This window comes from Myxococcus stipitatus DSM 14675, assembly GCF_000331735.1.
Classification (GTDB): domain Bacteria; phylum Myxococcota; class Myxococcia; order Myxococcales; family Myxococcaceae; genus Myxococcus; species Myxococcus stipitatus.
In genome coordinates, this window is record NC_020126.1 from 1,432,155 (window position 1) to 1,453,372 (window position 21,218).

20 protein-coding genes are annotated in these 21,218 nt (G+C 70.2%); 5 read left to right on the forward strand and 15 right to left on the reverse strand.

Features of this window, described 5'->3' with window-relative positions; translation table 11 throughout:
- Positions 1-25: 25 nt before the first annotated feature.
- Positions 26-262, forward strand: a complete 237-nt coding sequence (locus MYSTI_RS05700; protein WP_015346757.1) for a hypothetical protein — start codon at positions 26-28, stop codon at positions 260-262.
- 75 nt (positions 263-337) lie between these two features.
- Here MYSTI_RS05700 and purF read toward each other — a convergent pair whose 3' ends face one another.
- On the reverse strand, positions 338-1,726 hold the full coding sequence (gene purF, locus MYSTI_RS05705) for an amidophosphoribosyltransferase (protein WP_015346758.1): 1,389 nt from the start codon (positions 1,724-1,726) through the stop codon (positions 338-340).
- Between the two features lie 144 nt (positions 1,727-1,870).
- Between purF and MYSTI_RS05710 the strand changes: the two genes are divergently transcribed.
- Both MYSTI_RS05710 and MYSTI_RS05715 read left to right on the forward strand, forming a co-directional pair.
- Positions 1,871-3,181 (forward strand): neutral/alkaline non-lysosomal ceramidase N-terminal domain-containing protein, encoded by a 1,311-nt coding sequence (locus MYSTI_RS05710; RefSeq protein WP_044278958.1) that lies wholly within the window; start codon positions 1,871-1,873, stop codon positions 3,179-3,181.
- 125 nt (positions 3,182-3,306) lie between these two features.
- Entirely contained in the window at positions 3,307-4,095 is a 789-nt protein-coding gene (locus tag MYSTI_RS05715) for a crotonase/enoyl-CoA hydratase family protein (protein WP_015346760.1), read from the forward strand.
- A gap of 21 nt (positions 4,096-4,116) precedes the next feature.
- Here MYSTI_RS05715 and yhbY read toward each other — a convergent pair whose 3' ends face one another.
- From yhbY to MYSTI_RS05730, 3 genes are all read right to left on the reverse strand, one after another.
- Entirely contained in the window at positions 4,117-4,407 is a 291-nt protein-coding gene (gene yhbY / locus MYSTI_RS05720; protein WP_015346761.1) for a ribosome assembly RNA-binding protein YhbY, read from the reverse strand.
- Between the two features lie 62 nt (positions 4,408-4,469).
- Positions 4,470-6,302: a J domain-containing protein gene (locus tag MYSTI_RS05725; RefSeq protein ID WP_044283116.1), complete on the reverse strand. Its 1,833-nt coding sequence runs from the start codon at positions 6,300-6,302 to the stop codon at positions 4,470-4,472.
- A 1,530-nt stretch (positions 6,303-7,832) separates the two neighbouring features.
- Positions 7,833-8,645, reverse strand: coding sequence for a hypothetical protein (locus tag MYSTI_RS05730; RefSeq protein WP_015346763.1), 813 nt, complete (start codon positions 8,643-8,645; stop codon positions 7,833-7,835).
- Positions 8,646-8,777: 132 nt separating this feature from the next.
- Here MYSTI_RS05730 and MYSTI_RS05735 point away from each other — a divergent pair, with 132 nt between their 5' ends.
- A complete protein-coding gene (locus MYSTI_RS05735; protein WP_015346764.1) occupies positions 8,778-9,560 on the forward strand; it encodes a TSUP family transporter in 783 nt (260 codons plus the stop codon).
- Positions 9,561-9,567: 7 nt separating this feature from the next.
- On the opposite strand, the gene MYSTI_RS05740 is transcribed toward MYSTI_RS05735, so the two are convergent.
- The 9 genes from MYSTI_RS05740 to MYSTI_RS05780 form a co-directional block, all read right to left on the reverse strand.
- Positions 9,568-10,083, reverse strand: coding sequence for a YfbM family protein (locus MYSTI_RS05740; protein ID WP_015346765.1), 516 nt, complete (start codon positions 10,081-10,083; stop codon positions 9,568-9,570).
- A gap of 155 nt (positions 10,084-10,238) precedes the next feature.
- Positions 10,239-10,850 (reverse strand): hypothetical protein, encoded by a 612-nt coding sequence (locus MYSTI_RS05745; protein WP_044278960.1) that lies wholly within the window; start codon positions 10,848-10,850, stop codon positions 10,239-10,241.
- A 103-nt stretch (positions 10,851-10,953) separates the two neighbouring features.
- Positions 10,954-11,760, reverse strand: coding sequence for a hypothetical protein (locus MYSTI_RS05750; RefSeq protein WP_015346767.1), 807 nt, complete (start codon positions 11,758-11,760; stop codon positions 10,954-10,956).
- Positions 11,761-11,848: 88 nt separating this feature from the next.
- Positions 11,849-12,133 (reverse strand): hypothetical protein, encoded by a 285-nt coding sequence (locus MYSTI_RS42575; RefSeq protein ID WP_015346768.1) that lies wholly within the window; start codon positions 12,131-12,133, stop codon positions 11,849-11,851.
- A 139-nt stretch (positions 12,134-12,272) separates the two neighbouring features.
- A complete protein-coding gene (locus MYSTI_RS05760) occupies positions 12,273-12,782 on the reverse strand; it encodes a biotin/lipoyl-containing protein (RefSeq protein WP_015346769.1) in 510 nt (169 codons plus the stop codon).
- A 25-nt stretch (positions 12,783-12,807) separates the two neighbouring features.
- A complete protein-coding gene (gene accC, locus MYSTI_RS05765; RefSeq protein ID WP_015346770.1) occupies positions 12,808-14,334 on the reverse strand; it encodes an acetyl-CoA carboxylase biotin carboxylase subunit in 1,527 nt (508 codons plus the stop codon).
- 79 nt (positions 14,335-14,413) lie between these two features.
- On the reverse strand, positions 14,414-15,022 hold the full coding sequence (locus MYSTI_RS05770; protein WP_015346771.1) for a hypothetical protein: 609 nt from the start codon (positions 15,020-15,022) through the stop codon (positions 14,414-14,416).
- Positions 15,023-15,142: 120 nt separating this feature from the next.
- A complete protein-coding gene (locus tag MYSTI_RS05775) occupies positions 15,143-16,705 on the reverse strand; it encodes an acyl-CoA carboxylase subunit beta (RefSeq protein WP_044278962.1) in 1,563 nt (520 codons plus the stop codon).
- Between the two features lie 50 nt (positions 16,706-16,755).
- Positions 16,756-17,466 (reverse strand): Coq4 family protein, encoded by a 711-nt coding sequence (locus tag MYSTI_RS05780; protein ID WP_015346773.1) that lies wholly within the window; start codon positions 17,464-17,466, stop codon positions 16,756-16,758.
- Positions 17,467-17,684: 218 nt separating this feature from the next.
- Here MYSTI_RS05780 and MYSTI_RS05785 point away from each other — a divergent pair, with 218 nt between their 5' ends.
- Entirely contained in the window at positions 17,685-18,845 is a 1,161-nt protein-coding gene (locus MYSTI_RS05785; protein WP_015346774.1) for a site-2 protease family protein, read from the forward strand.
- Between the two features lie 75 nt (positions 18,846-18,920).
- Here MYSTI_RS05785 and MYSTI_RS05790 read toward each other — a convergent pair whose 3' ends face one another.
- Together MYSTI_RS05790 and MYSTI_RS05795 are read right to left on the reverse strand one after the other, a co-directional pair.
- Positions 18,921-20,309, reverse strand: a complete 1,389-nt coding sequence (locus MYSTI_RS05790) for a hypothetical protein (RefSeq protein WP_015346775.1) — start codon at positions 20,307-20,309, stop codon at positions 18,921-18,923.
- 332 nt (positions 20,310-20,641) lie between these two features.
- The gene (locus MYSTI_RS05795; RefSeq protein ID WP_015346776.1) at positions 20,642-21,058 is read right to left on the reverse strand and encodes a hypothetical protein; all 417 of its coding nucleotides are present in this window, start codon (positions 21,056-21,058) and stop codon (positions 20,642-20,644) included.
- Between the last annotated feature and the right edge of the window lie 160 nt (positions 21,059-21,218).

The window sequence follows — 21,218 nt, forward strand, 5'->3', positions numbered from 1 at the left end:
GAGGGACACTGCTCAGGAGCCCTTGATGCGCCGCATCGTCCTCGCCGCCGCTGTTGCCTTCTTCCTCGGTGGTTTCGCCCAGCAGGCCCACGCCGAACGCCAGCCCCGCATGCGGGATGCGGTGGTCCACCTGGAGAAGGCGCTCAGCGCCCTCCAGAACGCCTCCCCCGACAAGGGTGGGCACCGCGTGAAGGCCATCGCGCTGACGGAGCAAGCCCTCGGCGAGGTTCGCGAAGGCATCAAGCACGACAACCGGAACTGACCCCCAAGAACGTCGAAGGCCCCCCACCCGGTGAAGGGCAGGGGGCCTGGGTGCTTCATTCGCTCGACGCTCGCGTCAGGCGGTGAGCTTGCTCTGCTCCGGTGCTCCCGGCGCCATCTCGCCCAGCAGGTACTGGCCGGAGAAGCACGCCGTGCAGAAGCTGCCTCGATCGGCGTCTCCCACCGCTTCGCCCAGGCCCTCGATGGAGATGTAGCCCAGCGAGTCCGCCGTGACGTAGCGGGCGATTTCGTCCGTGGTGTGGCTCGCGGCGATGAGCTCCTGCCGGCTCGGCGTGTCGATGCCGTAGAAGCAGGGCCACTTCGTCGGTGGCGAAGAGATGCGCAGGTGCACCTCCGTCGCTCCCGCCGCCTTGAGCATCTTCACGATCTTGCGGCTCGTGGTGCCTCGGACGATGGAGTCGTCCACCACCACCACGCGCTTGCCCTTGAGCACGTGCTTCACCGCCGACAGCTTCAGCTTCACGCCGAAGTGACGGATGGACTGCTGCGGCTCGATGAACGTGCGGCCCACGTAGTGGCTGCGGATGAGGCCCACGTCATACGGAATCCCGCTCTGCTGCGAGAAGCCGATGGCCGCCGCCACTCCCGAGTCCGGCACCGCGATGACCAGGTCCGCCGCGGGCACCGGCTGCTCTCGCGCCAGCTGCATGCCCATCCGCTTGCGCACCTCGTACACGCTGCTGCCGAACAACACCGAGTCCGGACGCGCGAAGTACACCTGCTCGAAGATGCAGCGCCCCAGCCGGGCGGGCTCCGCGAAGGGCTTGCTCGTGCGCAGCACGCCATTCTCGATGACGAGCACCTCGCCCGGCTCCAGCTCACGCACCAGCTCCGCCTCGATGAGGTCCAGCGCCGTCGTCTCGCTGGCGAGCACGTACGCGCCTTCCTTCATCCGCCCCAGCACCAGCGGCCGGATGCCCAGCGGGTCGCGCACCGCGACCAGCTTGTTCTCCGTCAGCACCAGCAGGCTGTAGGCGCCCTCCACCTTGCGCAGCGCCTCGACGAGCTTCTGCTCGAAGGTCGGCTGCTTGGAGCGCGCCAGCAGGTGCATGATGACTTCCGTGTCCGCGTCCGACTGGAAGATGGCTCCGTCGGCCTCCAGCTTCTCCTTCAACGCGGCCGCGTTGATGAGGTTGCCGTTGTGCGCGATGGCGCACTGCCCTCCCGCGTACTGCACGAAGAGCGGCTGTGCGTTCTTCAGCAGGCTGCCGCCCGCCGTCGAGTAACGGACGTGGCCGATGGCGGACTGACCTGGCAGGCCGGCGAGCACTGGCGCGTCGAAGATGTCCGCGACCAGTCCCATCTGGCGGTGAGCTCGGAGGCCGTGGCCATCCGAGGAGACGATACCCGCGGACTCCTGCCCGCGATGCTGCAGGGCGTGCAGCCCCAAGTACGTCAGGTTGGAGGCCTCAACGTGTCCCGTGATTCCGAAGATGCCGCACATGGCGCGCTGCCTTACTCCTTTCGGGCGGTGAGCGGAACAGGAACGCACGCCCCTTCGGTGGGTATTCCAGCCGACACCGAAGTCGGCCGATGTGGGCACACGAGCCTCGCGGGATGTGCACTGGACCGTTAGTCTGCTCACTGCATGGCATCTTCGCGACGAGCCTCCTGGCGTTCCGTGTTTCCCTTGGTCCTGCTCACCGTGGGTGCCGCTTATGCATTGGGTTCCTGGAACTGGTGCGGCACCTGGGAAGAGCGCGCGCCCGTGTTGCTGTCGCAGGTGAAGGCGGCTGGCCCCTTGCGCGCTGGCGCCGCGAAGGTCGCGCTGAACCCTCCGTTCCCCGTGGTGGTCGCCGGCTACGCGCCCCCTCGCGCCGAGGCGAAGGAGGCCGACCCTCCGCTCCATGCTCGCGCGGTGGTGCTGGAGGTGAACGGCTCTCGCGTCGGCGTGGTGTCGCTGGAGCTGTTGTTCGTCACGGACTCCGTCACGGCGCGGGTGCGTGAGCTGGCTCGCTCCTCGGGGCTCGAGGATGTGCTGGTGCTGGCCACGCATAGCCACTCCTCGCTGGGAGGGTATGACCCTCGGCTGGTGTCGCAGTTGGTGGGGACGGGGCGCTTTCGCGAGGACTCGCTGGAGGCCATCGCCACCGCCGCGAGCAGCGCGCTGCAGCAGGCCACCGCCTCACTCACCGACGTGACGCTGGAGCTGGGCGAGACGAAGAAGCCCCAGTTCGTCTACGCGCGCAGCGGCGGCTCCGAGTCGGATGGCACGCTGCGGCGCCTGGTGCTGCGGGGGGCTGCGGCTCCCGTGGCGGAGCTGCTCTTCTTCGCCGCGCACCCGACGATGGTTCCTCGTCAGCGCACCTATGTGGACCCGGACTATCCCGGGCGGCTCAGCTCCCTTCGCGAGTCCGAGGGCAGCGGCGTGACGATGCTGCTGCAGGGCACCGTGGGCAATGTCTCGGTCGCGTTCTCCGAGGGGCAGGGGATGGAGCGCGTGTCCGCGTTCGCGCGCGCTCTCGCGACGGCCGCGGGGGAGGTGCCGCTGTCTCCCATGGGCTCCGACGTCCGCCTGTCGCTGGTGCGCACGGAGGTGTCGATGCCTCGGCCGGATGCGTCGCGGTTGGTGCCTTCGCTGACGCGCGCCGCGGGCGACAACCTGCTGTGTGGTTCCTCGGAGCGCGTGGCGGAAGTGGATGCGCTGGTGCTGGGGCCCCTCCAACTGGTGACGGTGCCGGGCGAGCCCACCGTCGACGCGGGCGCGGAGTTGGTGCGGCGCACGGGCGCGTCGGGCGTGCTGGGCCTCGCGAGTGGGTACGTGGGCTACGTGGAGGCCCCCTCGTTGGTTCGCGCCGAGCGCGGTGAGTCCCGGCGGCAGTACTTCGGCCCCACGCTGCTGGAGCAGTTGGGCGCGGCGGCGGAGCTGGCCGCGAGCACCGCGGGCTTCACTCGCTGATTCCGGGCCGGGCGGGCTGGGGCACGCGGGCTTGAACGTCCTGCGTTGGACGGCGCGGTCTGCTCGAGGTCGTGTCCGGCTGCGCGTGACGGAGAATGAGGGCTCCTTCTCACCTGGGAGTGCTCATGAGCTCGTCGGACCCTCGCATCAGCCTGGAAGCGCGCGGACACCTCGCGCTCATCGGCATCCATCGCCCGGAGAAGCGCAATGCCTTCGATGTCGGCATGCTGCGAGGGCTCTCGTCCGCGATGACGGAGGCGGACCGGAACCCCGACGTGCGCTGCATGGTCCTCTTCGCGGTGGGCGACCACTTCTCCGCGGGCCTGGACCTGGCCAGCGTGGCGCCCGTGTTCGCCAGCGGCGAGCCGCTCTACGCGGAGGGCTTCATCGACCCCTGGGGCATCACCGGCCCCGCGAGGACCAAGCCCCTCGTCATCGCGGCCCAGGGATTGTGCCTCACGCTGTCCATCGAGCTCATCCTCGCGGCCGACATCACCGTGGCCTCCGAGGACGCTCGCTTCGCGCAGATTGAAATCAAGCGCGGCATCTTCCCGTTCGGTGGCGCGACGCTGCGCTTCCCGCAACGCGTGGGGTGGGGCAACGCCATGCGCTGGCTGCTCACCGGCGACGAGTTCGACGCGCGCGAGGCACACCGCATGGGGCTGGTGCAGGAAGTCGTCGAGCGAGGGCGCCACCTCGAGCGGGCGCTGGCCCTGGCGGAGACGGTGGCGAAGCAGGCGCCGCTGGGCGTGCAGGCGACACTCGCGTCCGCGCGCCAGGCCCTGACGGAAGGACCCGACGCGGCGGCTCGCGCACTGCTGCCCCGGTTGCTGGCGCTCGTGGGGTCCGAGGATGCCGCCGAGGGCGTCCTGTCCTTCATCGAGCGACGCGAGGCCCGCTTCACCGGCAAGTGAGCGCGGGGGCGGGCCTCCCGGTCAGAACTTCTCGAACTTCGACTTCTCCTTGCGCTTCTTGAAGTAGAGCGCGGTGCGGCCCAGCAATTGGGCCTGCTCCGCGCCCGTGCCCTCGGCGATGCGCGCGGAGGCTTCCTGGCGCGTCTCCGGGCCTTCGTTGATCTTGACCTTGATGAGCTCGTGGTCCTGCAGCGCCTGCTCGACGGCGGCGATGACGCCCTCGGTGACGCCGGATTGACCGACGATGACCACCGGCTCCAGGTGGTGTCCGAGCGCGCGCAGATGGCGGCGTTGCTTCCCGGTGAGCGGCACGATGCTGTCTCCTTCAATTCCTCCGGGGGGGCACCTGGCCCCTCCCGGACGGGGGGCGCACCCTACTTCTTCTGGGCCGCCATGCGAATCTCCCGCTGCGCGTCGATGTGGTCTGGCTGAAGCTCGACGGTGCGCTTGAAGTGCTTGAGTGCCCCCGTCGCGTCCCCCGTCAGCTTCGCAATCACCCCGAGGAAGTAGTGGGCAGGCGCGCAGCGCTCGTTTCGTCGGATGGCGTTCTGGATTTCCCGGAAGGCCTCCGGCTGCGCCGCCTTCTTGTCCGCCACCGTGAAGAAACGGGCGTAGCCCCGCCAGGCGTAGAACTCGGCCTCCTCCGCGTTGAGCTGGATGGCTTCGTTCAACATCTTCACGGCCTCGGGGAACTTGCGCGCCTTCACGAGAATGCACGCCTTCTGGAAGAGCTCCTCGGCCATGAGGATGGCGTTGACGTCCACCTCGCTGCCAGCGCCCCCGCTCTTGAGCTCCTCGAGGTAGGCGGCGCGGCTCTTGTCGTCGGACAGCATGCGGTAGGCATCCCCGACGTAGGCGAAGACCTCGGCCTTGAGCTTCTCGAGCTCCGGTGGGGCTCCCGGGGGCAGCGTGTCCGGGTGGTACTGCTTGGCCAGACGGAAGTAGGCGACCTTCACGGCGCTGCTGTCCGCTTGCTCGGTCAGCCCCAGCCGCTGGAAGTGGGTCTGCTGCTTCATCGCCGTGGCGAGGGTGCGCAGCGCTGGAATCTCGTCGGCGCCAGGGGGGGCGGCGACCGTGGGCGCAGGGGCTCCGGGTGGGTTGCCGGGGCGGGCGGCAGCAGGGGCTCCAGGTGGGTTGCCGGGGCGAGTGGCCGCAGGGGCTCCGGGGGGATTTCCGGGACGGGTGGCCGCAGGGGCTCCGGGGCGCGGTGCGGCGGCTCCGGGGGGATTTCCGGGGCGCGCGGCCGTGGCTCCGGGTGGGTTGCCGGGGGTTGCGGGGCCGGCGGTCGGGGCACCAGGCGGGTTTCCGGGCCTCGCGGCTGCGGCTCCTGGAGGCGCCGCTGTCGCGGTGGTGTTGGCGCCGGGTGGGGGGCCTGGGCGTGTTGCTGCCTGGGGGCTCGCGGAGGCCACGGCTTGTGCGGTGGGGGCTTCCACCGTCGGGCCCGAGTGCACCGTGGCCGCCGAGGGCGACACCGCGGCGAAGGACACCGCATCGAGCTCGCGCAGGAGGAAGGCGAGGCGCAGGAGGTGGTCGGTGTCCTGCGGGAAGTCGTTGAGGAGCTGCGAGACAGAGCGCACGCCGTCGATGACGGTGAGGGCTCGGACCTCGTGGGGGGTGAGGCGCAGGTCGCTCGCGGGGACCATTCCGCCCGACTTCATGATGGGCAGTTGGAGCACGGGCATGAGCCGGCGCTTGATGTCCGCGGAGGGCATGCGCCGCACGGTGTCGCTGAGCACGGCCCACCGGTTTCCGAGCGGCATGGCCTTGTTGCCCGCGAGGTCACGGAGCTCGAAGGTGAAGGTGCCGGTCTCCGCGCGGAGGCCCTTGAACAGGATGCTGGCTGCTCGCTGCGCGAGGATGGCGAAGGCGCTGGCGGGTTGCAGGAGGCCCAGGCCGAAGAGCGCCGCGAGCAGGTCCCCACCGAAGCGGTTCTTTGCGGCTTCGGCTTGCTGGAGCTGCTCGGGGACGAGCAGCTTCGCGCCCATGAGCGAGGTTCCGAGCGCGTCCTCCGCATGCGTGGAGTCGACGAACTCCGGGTTGCCCTTGCGGAAGTGAATCTGGGTGACCCGGTCCGGGAGGGTGAGCGTGAGGAGGCCCGTCTGCTCCGCGGAGGCGATTCGACCGTAGAGGTTCAGTGGTGAGGTCTGGTCGAGCTGGCCCTGCGGGGGCATCGCGTAGGGCGAGCCTTCTGTCGCCACGGCTGCCACGGGGGCCGTCGCGGTCGGGACCACCGGGGCCTGGGGGGCGCCTGGTTGAGGGCTGACTCCGCCGGGTGGAACTTGCGCGGCACCTGGGGCTCCGGCGGGGCGTGCGCCAGTGGGGGGGATGCCCGCATGCGCGGTGGCTCCCGTCGCGGCGACGCCTGCTCCCGGTGCTCCGGTGGGGCGAGCTCCTGCTGGCTGTGGTGCTCCTGGCGCGGAGGAATGCCCTGGGGCTCCGGCGACGCCCGTGGGGCCCGGGCCTGGAACGCCGGGACGCGCGCCCTGCTGGGCGATGTGCGCCGGGTTGCCTGGGACGCGAGGATCTCCGGGCCGGACTCCGGGACCTGCTGTCGGCACGGTGCCTGGTGCTCCTCGCGCGACCGCGCCGGGCCCCGCCATCGGGGCGGTGCCTGGGTTGGCCGTGGGCGCACCCCCTGGTCCCGTGCCCGGTGCTCCACCTGGACCGGCCATCGGCGCTACGCCAGGGCCCGTCATGGGGACACCGCCAGGTCCTGCTTGCGGTGCCGCGCGGGGACCACCGGCGGGCGCGATGCCTGGGCCCGCCATCGGCACGCCACCAGGACCCGCTTGCGGTGCTGCGCGGGGGCCCGCGGTGGGCGCGATGCCTGGGCCCGCCATCGGCACGCCACCGGGACCGGACATGGGAGCCGTGCCTGGGCCTGCCATCGGCACGCCACCAGGACCCGCCTGTGGTGCTGCGCGGGGGCCTGCGGTCGGCGCCATGCCTGGACCTGCCATCGGCACACCACCAGGGCCTGCCTGCGGTGCTGCACGAGGGCCTGCGGTGGGCGCCATGCCTGGGCCCGCCATTGGCACGCCACCAGGACCTGCCTGCGGTGCTGCACGAGGGCCTGCGGTGGGCGCCATGCCTGGACCTGCCATCGGCACACCACCAGGACCTGCTTGTGGTGCCGAGCGGGGACCAGCGGTCGGCGCCATGCCTGGGCCCGCCATCGGCACACCAGGACCCGCCATGGGCGCCATGCCTGGGCCCGCCATCGGCACACCAGGACCCGCCATGGGCGTCATGCCTGGGCCCGCCATCGGCACACCAGGACCCGCCATGGGCGCCATGCCTGGGCCCGCCATCGGCACACCAGGACCCGCCATGGGCGCCATGCCTGGGCCCGCCATCGGCGCACCACCAGGGCTCGCCTGTGGCGCCGTGCCCGGTGCTCCCGCTGGCGAGGGGCCCGCGGCGGGGGCTCCGTCACCCCAGAGTTCTCTCGGGAAGGCGTCTCGCGCCTCGGGGAACCTCCAGGGGAACGCGAAGTTCAACCCATCATGGGAGACCTGGAGCTTCCCTTTGATGGCGCCGCTGTCGATGAGCAGCTCGATGGTCGGCAGGGTGAGAGGCCCCCAGAGGGTCCCCCTATCGTTGCGGACCCAGTATTGACGGACCTCACCCTCCGCCATGCGCGGCACTGCTCCGTTCGAGATGCGAGAAGGCAGAACCCTACCGCTCTCCCTGGACCGGTCAAAGGGGACGACTGGCCGCGTGTCTCATCCGGGGTATCAGGGCGCCGTGCCGTCGAGCGTGGCCAACCCCAACACCGACAGACAGGCCGCATCCGCGGTCTGCTCCGCCGGAGGGTCGAAGCAGAACACCTCGCTGTCGAACACCTTGCAAAGCCCGGAAGGCGTCGCCGCACACGCCGCCTTCGTGAAAGCGGCCGTGCACCCATAGCCACACACCGGCCCCGACTCCGTGTTGCGACACTCCGGCGCCGGCAACGCCCGCTTCCACGCACACATCGCCGCCGGAGACGGGTCGAAACAGGTGATGCGCCCGCTCGACATCTTGCACACGCCCATCGGCGTCTTGCTGCAGCGCACACCCTCCGGCACCGTCAGACAGCCGTAACCACACGTCAGCTCCGCCCCGTTGGTCCGGCAGTCCGCCTTGGGCGTGTCCTTGCCGTACACCGCGAACACCACCGCCGGCGGGTCGAAGCACTCCACCTCGCCCCCTCGGCCTCGGCACACCCCCGCGGGCGACTTCGCGCACTTCACCCGGCCCGGCTGCGTCGCGCAGTTGTAGCCACACGCCACCACGCCATCGATGGCCTTGCACTCCGACTCCGGAAGCGCCGCGCCATACGCCTTCACCACGTACGCCGGCGGGTCGAAGCACACCGCCTGCCCATCCATCACCTGGCAGCGCCCCTGCGGCGTCTGCGCGCACCGCACCCGGTTCGAGTCCGACTTGCACCCATACCCGCACGACACCTGGCTGTTCATCGACCGGCACGTCGGCGCGGTGGGGTCCTGCGAGGGCGGGACCGACGCCAGCGACAGCGCCAGCACGGTGACGAGGGAGGCGAACATGGTGACCTCGGAAGCAGGGAATCCTGAGGGCGCATTGAGGCCCAAGGAACGGGGTGACGCAAGAAGCAGGCAGGCGCGACGGCCCGCGCGGGGCGTGGTACCCAGGCGCCGCTCGAGTCGAGGGAGCCCTCCGTGGACCTTCTGGTGGACGTCAGTGCGCAGCACCTTGTCCTGCTCTGCATCGCCGCGTTGATTGCCGGTGTCGTGGACGCCATCGCGGGAGGCGGCGGCCTCATCACCTTGCCCGCGCTGCTCGCGACGGGGCTTCCTCCTCACATCGCGCTGGGCACCAACAAGGGCCAGTCCGTCTTCGGCTCCTTCGCCGCGCTGGTCCGCTTCTCGCGCGCGGGGCTGGTGGACCGGCGGCTCGCGAAGGTGACGTTTCCGCTGAGCCTCGCGGGCGCGTTCGCTGGCGCCGCCCTGGTGATGCTCGTGAAGCCCGAGGTGCTCAAGCCGCTGGTGCTCGTGCTGCTCATCGCGGTGGCGGTGTTCCTGGCCTTCCGCCGCGCCCCGCCTCCCAGCGAGCGCCCCGAGCCCACGCCCGTGCCGCGCGCCCAGGCCATCGGCGGCTTCATCGCGCTGGCCATCGGCACCTACGACGGGTTCTTCGGCCCGGGGACGGGCACCTTCCTCATCGTCGCCTTCTCCACGCTGCTGGGGCACGGGCTGGCGCGCGCCTCCGCCGACGCGAAGGTGGTGAACTTCGCCTCCAACCTGGCGTCCGTGTCCCTCTTCGCCCTCAAGGGCGTGGTCATCTGGAAGGTGGCGCTGCCCATGGCCGCGGCCCAGTTCACCGGCGCCTGGCTGGGCGCGCACCTGGCCGTGAAGGGCGGCGACAAGCTGGTGCGCAAGGTGGTGCTGCTGGTGGTCGTCGCCCTGGTGCTGAAGCTGGGGCGCGACGTGGTGATGGGCTGACCGCGCCTCAGCCGATGTGCACCAGCAGCGCGGCCCCGCGCCGGGTCACCTGGCCGACGAACTTCTGGAGCTCCTCGAAGTAGGAGACGAGCTCCTCCAGCGGGTCCGTGTCGTCGAGCGGCTCCTCCCACGTGCCGGGGTAGATGTCCTGGGCCTGCATCTCCGCCGGGTCATAGCGGCGGCGCAGCGTGTCCTCGCTCACCTCTCGCAGCGCGACGGACAGTGCCTTCACCTGCGCGGGCTCGAGGATGCGCGCGGTGCCTTCGTCGGACGGGATGTCGCCCGCCTCGATGCCGCCGCGCACCAGGAAGTCCAGGGGCGCCTTGCCCTCCCACGGCGTGCCCGTGAGCAGGTACTGGAGCCCGTGCCAGGCCTCGCCGATGTCCAGCTCCAGGAAGGCGCCGCCCTTGGGGTCTCCAAAGTCCTCCTCGTCGTCGAGGAACTCCTCCAGGCGTTGAGGGGCCTGAAGCAGGGCGTCGCGCTGCGCTTCCGTGAGGCTGCGCAAGGTGCAGAGCATCTCCATCCGAGGGACCTCATGTGCCGCAGAAGCGGGGGGATACGTGAGCGGCGCCGGACCCTAGCAGTCCCCGATGGCGCCGCGAACTTCGATGCCGCCGCACCCACGTCCTGCGCTCAACGATGCGAGGACCGCCGTGCTGGAAGGCCAACCTTTCCGGCTCACTTCGAGCAGACGCGGCTCTTCATGAGGCAGGGGAGGTCGAAGCTGCCGGTGACGTGGACGTTGCGCATGACGGCCTTCGCCCGGTTCTCGGCGATGTTCGTCCGGGCGGTGAACTGGAACGTGCCCACCACGCCGCCGCCGTCGAACCGGGTGAGCACGAGCACGCCGGGCGCGGAGAGTTTGTAGTTGATGCCCTTGAGCCGCAGCGACACGCCGAGCTCCCCCGGCTTCTCCTCCAGCGAGACGAGCGGATAGGTGCCCGGCTTGAAGGGGACGGACTCCAGGCTGTTCTTCGGCCCGGCGAAGATGCTGAAGCTGGCCGCCATCGGTCCCGCGGCGGTGATGCAGTGCACGGTCAGCGGGCCGGACATGAGGCCATCGGGGCCCATCTGCTGCTCCACGCCGAGCTTGCGCCGGGCCGGGTCCTTCTCCGCGCGCGCATAGAGCTTCTCGAACATCTGGCGCCGCTCCTCGCGCGACATCCAGTGGTCCGACGCCGCCGCCTGGGTGCCTCCCTTGCCCGTGAAGGTGAGCTGCACGCCTCCCGTCACGCGCACCTCGCAGGTGCCCTCTCGCTTCGCCGCGAGCGCGGGCACCGAGACGAGCATTAGGAGGGCGACGAGGGTGGCGTGTCGCATGAGGTCAGGCCCTGGGCTGAGGGCCCCCCGGCCGTGGGGCGGGGGGGGCCAATGGTCCCAGGACTTTAGAACGTCAGGGCGTCGGCGCGGCGCTCTTCGGGGCCGAACCGTCCGGGGCCCGGTCGATTTCCTCGGCCGGGAAGCTCACCGCGGCCTCCAGGTAGCGCGGCGGCTTGATGCGGCGGCGGTCCTGCGGCTTGAGCCCCTCGGGCTCCACGAAGGCGGGCTCCGTCCCGGCGCGCTGCTCCACCCGCGAGCCGTCACAGAAGAACCACTCCGTGCCGCCGTCGAGCCCCTGGCGCGCGAAGTACACCGTGGCCTCGCCCACCTTGGGCGTCTCCGTGCACCACGTGCCCCGCGCGGTGGACTCTCGCTGGAGCGAGTCGTCCTTCCACTTGCCCTGGGCCGCGCGCAGGGCCGCCTTGGCGAGGACGCCGTCCGCCTCCGCCAGCCGGCCGCGCGCCTCCTTCGTGAGCTCGCCGCCTCGGCGCGAAATCTCCGGGAAGGCGCCCTTGCTCTTGAAGCCACACGTCGCGAGTCCCCGCAGGTTGCTCTCGTGGACGTCCAGCACGGGGGGCAGCGTGCGCTGCGCTTCCTTCAGCAGCTCCACCTGCCGCGCATGGTCCACCGAGTTGGGGTTGCCCAGCTTGTCCGTGCCGTCGACGAAGCGCGCGAGCAGGCCGTTGACCGCCGTCAGCTCGTCCGACAGCCAGCGCTGCTCCGCGTCACAGGGGTTGGACTTCGCTCCCCCGTAGTCCCGGAAGTCCGCGCGGGACATTCCCAGGCTGTAGTGCTGGACCGGTGGCGCGGGCCGCGTGGCGCACGCCGAGAGGGTCGCGCCCAGGGCCATGAGCGCGAGTCTTCGACGAATGACCTTCATGGCGCGCGAGTCTGCCATGTGGTTTGCAGGCAAACAAACTAGGACCGCGTGCGGGAGCCTGGTGCGCACGTGGAGTGCGCGGAAGGTCCTAGAACGGACAGATGACCGGGCCGCCGTGGCGGCTGCAGACGTTCCGGTCGATGAACCAGGAGTTCATCGTCGGGCTCCAGTACGAGTACATGTTCATGCCGCTGCTGCAGCGGACCGACGAGGTGCGCACGAGGCAGTGGAGGTTCTCGTCGTACTCGAGGGCCGACTGGGACTCGCCCAGCACGGCGGAGTCCTCTGGCGCGGTGGGGGCCTCGGTGCCGCCACAGCCCGCCAGCCACAGCGCGCCCGCCAGCCACAGCGACTTCTTCATTCCGCTTCGCATGGTGCTCTCCTCGGTGAGACAGCTCGGGTTGGAGGAGTGCAATTGTAGCTGAGATGCAGTTTCAACGGGAGTCACAACGGGAGATTCTCCCGGTGCGGCGGCGCGCATGTGGGTGGCGCGCCGCCGACGGCCGGGGGGGCTACTCGACGACGACGAGCTTCGCGTTGTTCTCGACGGCGGTGCCTTCCTTGGCGAACAGCTCCGTCACCTTGCCCGCCTTGGGGCTCTTGAGCTCGTTCTCCATCTTCATGGCCTCCACCACGACGAGGCCCTGGCCCTCCTTCACCTCGTCGCCCACCTTCACCAGCACCTTCACCACCTTGCCGGGCATGGGCGCGGTGATGAGCTGCTTGCCCTCCACGCTGAAGGCGGCGGTGCCCGCGCGCAGCCGCAGCCGGCGCTCGTCCGCGATGTCGAAGCGGTTCACCTGGCCGCGCAGGAGCACGCCGACCTCGTCGCCGTTCTCCTCGAACTCGGCGCTGTAGGACTGGCCGTCCACCAGCATGCTCATGGTGCCGTGCTCGAGCGCCAGCGCGTCCACCTGGTAGGTGACGCCGTTGACGGTCAGCTTGAACCGGTCACCGCCCAGCGGCTCCAGGTCCACCGGCACCGCTTCCTTCTGTCCCTGCTGCTTCGTGAAATAGCGCATGGAAGTCTCGTGAGGTTCGCGGGGGTTAGCGGCGGCGCGAGCGCAGCGCCAGGCGCCACGGGCTGATGCGGCCCTGGTTCGCCGCGTCGGACGCGCCGGCCTTGGCTCCGGGCAGCGTCTTCGCGCGCTTCGCATCGCGCTGGTACGCGTGGACGGCGCCGGCCAGCAGGGCCATGTCCGTCAGCTTCGGGTCCTCCACGCCTTGCAGCGGCGTGTGCTCGCGGCCGAGGAAGCCCGTGTCGTAGTCGCCACCGACGAACTCCGGGTGGGCCAGAATCGCCTTCAGGTAGCGGATGTTGGTGGTGATGCCCTTCACCACGTACTCCCCCAGCGCGCGCTGGGCCCGGGCAATCGCCTCCTGCCGCGTGGGGGCCCACACGGACAGCTTGGAGATCATCGGGTCGTAGAAGTTGGGCACCGTGTACCCGGGGAACACGCCCGAGTCGTCGCGCACGTTGGGGCCGCCCGGCACGCGCAGGTAGGTGATCTTGCCGGGGCTGGGCATGAAGTTGCGCGACGGGTCCTCCGCGTACACGCGCACTTCGATGGAGTGGCCGTTGGGCGTGGGCGCCTGGAGCAGGGGGAGCTTCTCGCCCTCGGCGACCTTGATTTGCAGGGCGACCAGGTCCAGGCCCGTCACCCACTCCGTCACGGGGTGCTCCACCTGGAGGCGGGTGTTCATCTCCAGGAAGTAGAAGTTGCGGTGCACGTCGACCAGGAACTCCACCGTGCCCGCGCCCACGTAGTTGACGGCCTTGGCCGCCTTCACGGCGACCTCGCCCATCTTCGCGCGCATCTCCGGCGTGAGGATGGGGCTGGGCGTCTCCTCCACCACCTTCTGGTGGCGGCGCTGCGCGGAGCACTCGCGCTCGTTCAGGTGGATGACGTTGCCGTGCGAGTCGGCGAACACCTGGATCTCCACGTGGTGCGGCTTCTCGAGATACTTCTCGATGTAGACGGCGTCGTTGCCGAAGGCGTTGAGGGCCTCGCTCTTGGCGGAGCGCCAGGCGGACTCGAAGTCGGCGAGTCCCTCGACGCGGCGCATGCCCTTGCCGCCGCCGCCGCCCGCGGCCTTGAGCATGACGGGGAAGCCAATCTTCTGGGCGTAGTCGCGGGCCTCGGCCTCGGTGGCGATGGGCTCGGTGGTGCCGGGGACGACGGGCACGCCCGCCTTGATCATGTTGGCGCGCGCGCGGGTCTTCTCGCCCATGGCGTCCATGGCGGAGGCGGGCGGGCCGATGAAGGTGATGCCGGCGGCCTCGCAGGCGCGCACGAAGGAGGCGTTCTCGGAGAGGAAGCCGTAGCCGGGATGGATGGCATCCGCGCCGGACTGCTTCGCGGCCTCGAGGATGCGCTCCTGGACCAGGTAGCTCTCGCGGGAGGGCGGGGGCCCCACGAAGAAGGCCTGGTCCGCGGTGCGGACATGCAGCGCGGAGCGGTCCGCCTCCGAGTACACCGCCACGGTGGCGATGCCGAGCTCCTTGCAGGTGCGCATCACCCGGATGGCGATCTCGCCGCGGTTGGCGACGAGCACTTTGCGGATCTTGGGCATGGGCGCCCGTCTACCACGGGCCGCACCGGTTTGCCTGGGTTGATACGGGCCCCCACGCCTTCGCGGGAACGCGGGCCCGCTACTTCCGCGCGCTCAAGTACTGCTGCATGTAGACCCGGGCCTGCGCGAGCTTGGCCTCCACGAAGCGGTCATCCTCGTCCGGCTCCGGCGGGCGCGCGGGGGCCGCCGCCTCCCCCCCGAAGTCCACCGCCGCGGCCAGGAGGTTGCGCGCGGTGTCGCCTCCGCCCAGCATCCGGGCCAACAGGCCCGTTTCCACGTCCAGCCACCGAGCGGCCTGGCGCACGACGTCCAGCACCTCGCCCTCCACGGCCTTGGCGGGCTTGCCCGGGCCGCTGGTGCACGTGCGCGCGTAGCTGTGCTCGCGGTCCACGAAGACCCCCAGCGCGCGCTCCTGGAAGTCCTGTGCGAGCGCCTGCGTCATCGCGTCCAGCTGCTCCTCCAGGAAGGGCTGCTGGGACTTGCGGGACTTGCGTCCGGGGGCGGGGGGCAGGGCGAGCTCGGCGGCGTGCCAGCCCCCGTCGCTCAGGCCCTCCGGGGGAGACTCCACCCACTTCACCTCGGGCGTGGGCAACGCCGCGGACTCGCAGACGCGCTGGAGCGTCTGGCGCACGGCGGTGAGGTTTCCTTCGACGTCGGCGATGAACAGGAGAAGTCGGCGGTGGGGCAAGAGGGGTTCCTTTCCTGGTCCCCAGAAAGCCCGCGCGCCGCACGAGAATTTCCCGTGCGGCGCGAGCCTGCCCGCCCTCCAGCCCAGGGAGTGCGGTGTCGAACGGATGAGGTGCGACGGCTACAGCGGAATGTTGCCGTGCTTGCGAGGCGGGTTCTCCTGCCGCTTGTCCTTCAGCATCTCCAGCGCGCGGATGACCTTGATGCGGGTCTCCTCGGGGCGGATGACCTCGTCGATGTAGCCCAGCTCCGCCGCCTTGAACGGGTTGGCGAACTTCTCGCGGTAGTCATTCACCAGCTTCGTGCGCTCGGCGGTGGCGTCCTTGGCCTTGAGCAGCTCGTTGCGGAAGATGATGTTGACGGCGCCCTCGGGCCCCATGACGGCGATTTCCGCGGTGGGGTAGGCGTAGTTGATGTCCGCGCGGATGTGCTTGGACGCCATCACGTCGTACGCGCCGCCGTAGGCCTTGCGCGTGATGATGGTGATCTTGGGGACGGTGGCCTCGGCGAAGGCGTAGAGCAGCTTGGCGCCGTGGGTGATGATGCCGCCCCATTCCTGGTCCGTGCCGGGGAGGAAGCCGGGCACGTCCACGAAGGTGATGAGCGGGATGTTGAAGCAGTCGCAGAAGCGCACGAAGCGCGCGGCCTTCACGCTGGCGTCGATGTCCAGCACGCCGGCGAGCACCGCGGGCTGGTTGGCGACGATGCCCACGCTCTTGCCGTTCATGCGCGCGAAGCCGACGACGATGTTGCGCGCGTAGTGTTCCTGCACCTCGAAGAAGTGCTTGTTGTCGACGACGGCCTTGACGATGTCCTTGATGTCGTAGGGCTTGTTGGGGTTGTTCGGGACGATGGTCTTGAGGGACTCCTCGGCCCGGAACACGTCGTCGTCGCTGGGCTGGACGGGCGGGTCCTCCTGGTTGTTGGAGGGCAGGAACGAGAGCAGCTCGCGCGTCATGACGATGGCGGCCTGCTCGTTCTCCGCGGCGAAGTGCGCCACGCCGGACTTCTGGTTGTGCGTCAGCGCGCCGCCCAGGGCTTCCTTGGACACCTCCTCGTGCGTCACCGTCTTGATGACGTCGGGGCCGGTGATGAACATGTACGAGGTGTCCTTCACCATCATGATGAAGTCGGTGATGGCGGGCGAGTACACCGCGCCGCCCGCGCACGGACCCATGATGAGCGAAATCTGGGGCACCACGCCGGAGGCCAGGGTGTTGCGCAGGAAGATGTCCGCGTAGCCCGCCAGGCTCTCCACGCCTTCCTGGATGCGCGCGCCGCCGGAGTCATTCAGCCCGATGACCGGCGCGCCCACGCGGGTGGCCATGTCCATGATCTTGCAGATCTTCTGGGCATAGGCGCCGGACAGCGAGCCGCCGAAGACGGTGAAGTCCTGGGCGAAGACGAAGACCTGGCGGCCTTCGACGGTGCCGTAGCCGGTGACGACGCCGTCGCCGGGAATCTTCTTGTCGCCCATGCCGAAGTCGGTGGACCGGTGGGTGACGAACTTGTCCAGCTCGCAGAAGGAGCCGGGGTCGAGGAGCAGGTCGATGCGCTCGCGGGCGGTGAGCTTGCCGGCCTCGTGCTGCTTGGCGATGCGGTCGGCACCGCCACCCAGCTCGGCCTGCTTCTCCAGCTCGTGGAGGCGTGCGCGGAGGGGGTCCTTCTCGGAGGTCTCGTCCATGGGGCGCCCGTCTAGCATGATTGGGGCGCCCGCGCGCTGTCCGGCTTGAGTCACGCCGCGACGCGGCGAGCGGCGTGTGTCCGCACCGGGGGCGCGAGTGCCGGGAGCACGGCGTCCACCGCGTCCAGGTCCAGGCCGAAGCGCTGGCGGACCTCCTCCAGGGGGTGTTCCCACATGTCGCGCCACGGGGCGCCGAACACGGGCAGGGCCATGTGGCCCAGCACCCAGCCTCGGGTGATGGCCTGCATGCGCACGTCGCGCTCGGCGAAGGCGTAGAGCAGGGTGTTCGTCAGGCCCCCGGCGAGGATGCCCAGCGCGAAGGGGCTGCCGACCTGGGCCAGGCTGAAGGCCTGGATGCCCAGCTCCCCGGCCACGTCGGAGCGGAAGCCGGTGAGCACATGCCAGATGTCATGGGACTCCAGCAGGTGGGCCCGGACGTAGTCCTCGTGGGTGTGGGCCTGGAGGTTGGGGAGCTTGGAGGGGTCCAGGCCGTTGTCCTTCAGGTGGTCGGCGAAGGCGCGGCCGAGCGTTCCTTCCGGCAATGACTGGAGCGTGTCGAGCGCCAGCTTCCCCACGCGAGGCCGTTCCACGAAGGCCTGCGCGGTGGTGGGCGATTGCATCAGCCGGTCCACCAGCTTGCGCATGGTGGATGGGGGCGCGAGCAGCCGGGCCACGTCGAGGATGTCCTGGAGACGGTAGGGGTCCCGCAGCGCGCGGGCCACCTTCCAGGCCTCGCGGACGTAGCTGAACGGGGTACGCATGGAGCCTCCGGTAGAGGGGGAACCGGCCGGTGACCGGGCGGGGGTACGGTAGCCGCGGAAGGGTGGGGCGCGCGTGGTGGAGCGGCGGGGTGCTCGGGGGTGGACAGCTGGATGGCTCGGGAGCGGACACTCAGGGGCCGGGCGGACGAACGCGTCGACCCTGGCACCGTGCACCGAGGGGAGGTGGGACGGAGGTTGGACGAAGGCGGGAGGCGACGATGCGCGAGACGCGAGGTGCGTGGAAGGTGGGCTCGCTGCGCGGCATTCCCATCCGGGTGCATGTTTCGCTGCTGCTGGTATTGCCGTTGCTGGCGTATCTCTTCAGCGGCGCGTTCCGGAGGGCGGCGGAGGTGGCGAACATTCCCACCGCGCAGCTGACGGGCATGGCGCCGGTGCTGTGGGGGCTGGGTGTGGCGGTGGTGCTGTTCGTGTCGATTCTCGTCCATGAGCTGGCGCACACGCTGTACGCGCTGAGCCGGGGCGGGAAGGTGCGGTCGATCACGCTGATGATGGTGGGCGGTGTGTCGGAGTTGTCGGAGCCGCCGCCTCGGCCTCGGGATGAAGCGCTGATGGCGTTGGTGGGGCCGCTGGCGAGTCTGGCGTTGGCGGGAGTCTTCGGGCTCATGGCGATGGCCGCGGCGGGCACGCGCTCGTTCCATCTCCAGTTCGCGTGTTTCTATCTGGCGGGTCTGAATCTCTTCCTGGGCTTGTTCAATCTGCTGCCCGCGTTCCCGATGGATGGGGGGCGGATTCTGCGGGCGCTGCTGGTGGGGAGGCTGGGCGTCGTGCGCGCGACGCGCGTGGCGTCACTGGTGGGAAGAGGCTTCGCGGTGCTGTTCGCCGTGTGGGGACTGGTGACGCTCAATCCCTTCCTGCTGGTGATTGCGTTCTTCATCTTCATGGGCGCGGAGGGCGAGGCGCGGCAGGCGCGGATGAAGGCGGTGCTGGAGCGGGTGAGGGTGGTGGAGTTGATGACGCCGCGAATCTCGGGCGTGGAGGTGCAGGCGTCGCTGGAGCAGGCGCTGTGGGACTTGCGTCGCGAGCGGCGCGTGGCGCTGCCGGTGACGGACGAGGGGAGGCCGGTGGGGTGGGTGGGCGTGGAGGAGGTGCGCGGGGTGCCGGACGCGGAGCGACTGTCGAGGACGGCGCGCGAGGTGATGCATCCGCTGTCTGTGGTGTCGACGGAGGAGAACGGCTGGCGCGCGCTTCAGCACATGGGGGAGAGCGCGGTGCCGTTGCTCGCGGTGGTCGACATGGAGGGACGTCTGGCGGGGACGCTGGATGCCGATGACGTGCAGCGCGGGATGGCGCTGCTCCAGACGCGTGAGGAGCGCGCCGAGCGCGAGGCCCGGCGCTGGCGGCAGGAGCGTCCCGCTTAGTCTCCTCCGCGAGACCTGGCGAGCCGCGGGCAGCGTTCAGTCGATGTGGCCCTGTCGGGCTCGGCTCGCGCAGCGCTACCGCGAAGCGGGCAGCGTCCAGTCGAGGAAGAAGCGATGTGCCCCGCCGGGCACGCTCTCCATCCAGCCGGTGATGCGCTCACTGCGCGAGAGCAGCGGGCCCAGCTCGGAGCTGACCGCGAACATCGCGGCGAGCTGCTCGTCCGACAGCACATCCGTCAGCGACACCTGGGACAGGCCTCGCGCCAGCAGCTTCGGGTCCAGCGTGAAGTCCACCGCGCGCTCGAGCTTCGCCTGTGCTTCCGGCAGCGCGGCCATCGTCGTCCGCGTCACCGCCTCGTCGTTGCCCACCACCAGGTGCTTGCCCTTCAACTTCACCAGCACGCTCCCGCCCTTCACCGTCAACGCCCAGCCATCCTCCAGCACCTTCGCCCCCGGCAGCGTGCCCAGCGGCGCCAGCGCCTGCTTCATCGCCGCCGCGTCCTTCACCTCCGCCACCAGCGCCTGCTTCACCGCGAAGAAGCGCGCCTCCGGTGCCTTCAGCGAGCCACGCACCTGCACGTTGCTCATGTTCACCAACATGTTCCCCGTGAGCTGCTTCGTCACGGCGTCCGCCGTCGTGCGCACCTGCTCCTTGGGACACGCGGGGCACAGCGCCTGGATGTTCGCGCGCAGCGACGCCACGGCCTGCGGCAGCCCCGCGGGCGCCACCGCCACGCGTGAGAACAACAGGCCCTCCGGCTTCATGGAGGCATAAGGACTGGCCGCCTGGGTCTGGAACGGAGGCAGCGGCAGCTTCGTCGCCGTCCCATCCGCCTTCAGCGCCGACGCCGTTCCATCCAGCCCCACCACCGTGCCACCCGTGGTGATGAACGCCACGCCCGCCACCTTGCTCAGCCGCGCATCCGGCGCGGGCGTCTTACCCACCAGCTTCACCGCCTCCTTCAGCAGCGCGGGCCCGCCTCCCTCCGTCGCCCCATACGCGCAGACCTCCTTGCCCTTCAGCGCGTAGCCCATCGCCCCGCCCGCCGAGCGCTCCGAGCTCACCGTCGTCACACCCTTCGACGTGGCGGGCTTGAAGGCTTCACCTCCCGCCGCACTGATGGCCTCGGCCGCCTGGGCCTGGAACACCTGGGCATCCGCCACGCGCATGCAGGACACACGGCCATCCGCGCGCAGCGACACCGTGGCGGGCCCCGTGGGGTCCAGGCCGACCGCGCTCAAGGTCTCCGGCTTCGTCGGGTCGATGGTGAGGAACGGGTGCAGCTCCGCGCGCCACGCGGTGGGCCGCAGCAAGGGCGCATGGGCACCGGCGCGCTCCAGGAAGGCGGTGAGCCCCGCCAGCGCATCCAGCTTGGGGACATGCACGACGGTCTGCGCGGAGGCGGCGGCGCGGGGCGCCGGAGCAGCGGCCAGCGCGGCGGCGAGAACGAGCGAGGGAACCATCCCCCCGTGAGAGCAGCGCCCCTCCACCCCTGTCAAGGCGCTCGCGCGCACCGTGTGGGGTGTTCCCCGTGTCTTGGTGGAACAGGCGCGGGGCCTTCCAGGAGGAGCCCGCTCACGCCGTCAGGTGCTTCCCCGGTGGAGCAGCGAGGCGAAGCCAGTCCGCCTGCCGCCACCCCACCGGTCCCCCCCTTGCTATCGGTTCGACGACTCCATCACCTCGGCCCCGGCGCGCATGGGGCGCGGGGACTTCAAGCCCCTGCCCCCATGTGTGTCCGCCCTCGCGACCCGGCGTGTCGAGCCCGACAAGACTGTCGACTGGTCAACCGCCGGCGCTAGAGCCGGTCCTTGTTGGTCCACTCAATCATTCGCTCCGCCAGGTCCTCGGTGTTGCGCCGCAGGTGCCCGAGTTGGAGCATCTGGTCATCCGACTCGGCCAGATGCATGCGCCGCGTCAACAGGTCCGCGAAGCGCAGCACCTGGAGGATGGTGAGGTGCTCCGGGTCCTCCGCGGCACCGGCGAAGCGCGCCACCTCGGCGTCCACGTCCAGGTTCTCCGCGAGGAGCATGGCCACCAGTTGAGCGCGCGACACCCGCGCCTCGAATCCGTCCGGATTGCGAAGCTGACGGCGCCACGGCTGCGACTCCCAACGAACACGCGCGGGGTCCCGAACGACTCGGCTCCGAATGGGAACCGTGCTCATCCTGCCCTGCATGCCGGAGCTGCCCGGCGACCAGAAGCTGAGTTCCATCAGTGCCCCCTCTCCACCACGGGGTCTATCCACGAGCGTGACCGACTTCATCGTTTCCAGCCGTCCCTTCCGTTACTGCCCACCCAACACACCCCCCTATTACGGCCGAGGCTCCGATTCTTGATTGGAGCCATGGCGCCAAAGGGTTGCGTCCGTGCGC

What these genes read in the sequence shown, in the direction of transcription:
- MYSTI_RS05700 (WP_015346757.1), top strand. Translation starts at nt 26, where the DNA reads ATGCGCCGCATCGTCCTCGCCGCCGCTGTTGCCTTCTTCCTCGGTGGT.
- purF (WP_015346758.1), bottom strand. Translation starts at nt 1,726, where the DNA reads ATGTGCGGCATCTTCGGAATCACGGGACACGTTGAGGCCTCCAACCTG.
- MYSTI_RS05710 (WP_044278958.1), top strand. Translation starts at nt 1,871, where the DNA reads ATGGCATCTTCGCGACGAGCCTCCTGGCGTTCCGTGTTTCCCTTGGTC.
- MYSTI_RS05715 (WP_015346760.1), top strand. Translation starts at nt 3,307, where the DNA reads ATGAGCTCGTCGGACCCTCGCATCAGCCTGGAAGCGCGCGGACACCTC.
- MYSTI_RS05730 (WP_015346763.1), bottom strand. Translation starts at nt 8,645, where the DNA reads ATGTTCGCCTCCCTCGTCACCGTGCTGGCGCTGTCGCTGGCGTCGGTC.
- MYSTI_RS05740 (WP_015346765.1), bottom strand. Translation starts at nt 10,083, where the DNA reads ATGGAGATGCTCTGCACCTTGCGCAGCCTCACGGAAGCGCAGCGCGAC.
- MYSTI_RS05745 (WP_044278960.1), bottom strand. Translation starts at nt 10,850, where the DNA reads ATGCTCGTCTCGGTGCCCGCGCTCGCGGCGAAGCGAGAGGGCACCTGC.
- MYSTI_RS05750 (WP_015346767.1), bottom strand. Translation starts at nt 11,760, where the DNA reads ATGAAGGTCATTCGTCGAAGACTCGCGCTCATGGCCCTGGGCGCGACC.
- MYSTI_RS42575 (WP_015346768.1), bottom strand. Translation starts at nt 12,133, where the DNA reads ATGCGAAGCGGAATGAAGAAGTCGCTGTGGCTGGCGGGCGCGCTGTGG.
- MYSTI_RS05760 (WP_015346769.1), bottom strand. Translation starts at nt 12,782, where the DNA reads ATGCGCTATTTCACGAAGCAGCAGGGACAGAAGGAAGCGGTGCCGGTG.
- accC (WP_015346770.1), bottom strand. Translation starts at nt 14,334, where the DNA reads ATGCCCAAGATCCGCAAAGTGCTCGTCGCCAACCGCGGCGAGATCGCC.
- MYSTI_RS05775 (WP_044278962.1), bottom strand. Translation starts at nt 16,705, where the DNA reads ATGGACGAGACCTCCGAGAAGGACCCCCTCCGCGCACGCCTCCACGAG.
- MYSTI_RS05780 (WP_015346773.1), bottom strand. Translation starts at nt 17,466, where the DNA reads ATGCGTACCCCGTTCAGCTACGTCCGCGAGGCCTGGAAGGTGGCCCGC.
- MYSTI_RS05785 (WP_015346774.1), top strand. Translation starts at nt 17,685, where the DNA reads ATGCGCGAGACGCGAGGTGCGTGGAAGGTGGGCTCGCTGCGCGGCATT.
- MYSTI_RS05790 (WP_015346775.1), bottom strand. Translation starts at nt 20,309, where the DNA reads ATGGTTCCCTCGCTCGTTCTCGCCGCCGCGCTGGCCGCTGCTCCGGCG.
- MYSTI_RS05795 (WP_015346776.1), bottom strand. Translation starts at nt 21,058, where the DNA reads ATGGAACTCAGCTTCTGGTCGCCGGGCAGCTCCGGCATGCAGGGCAGG.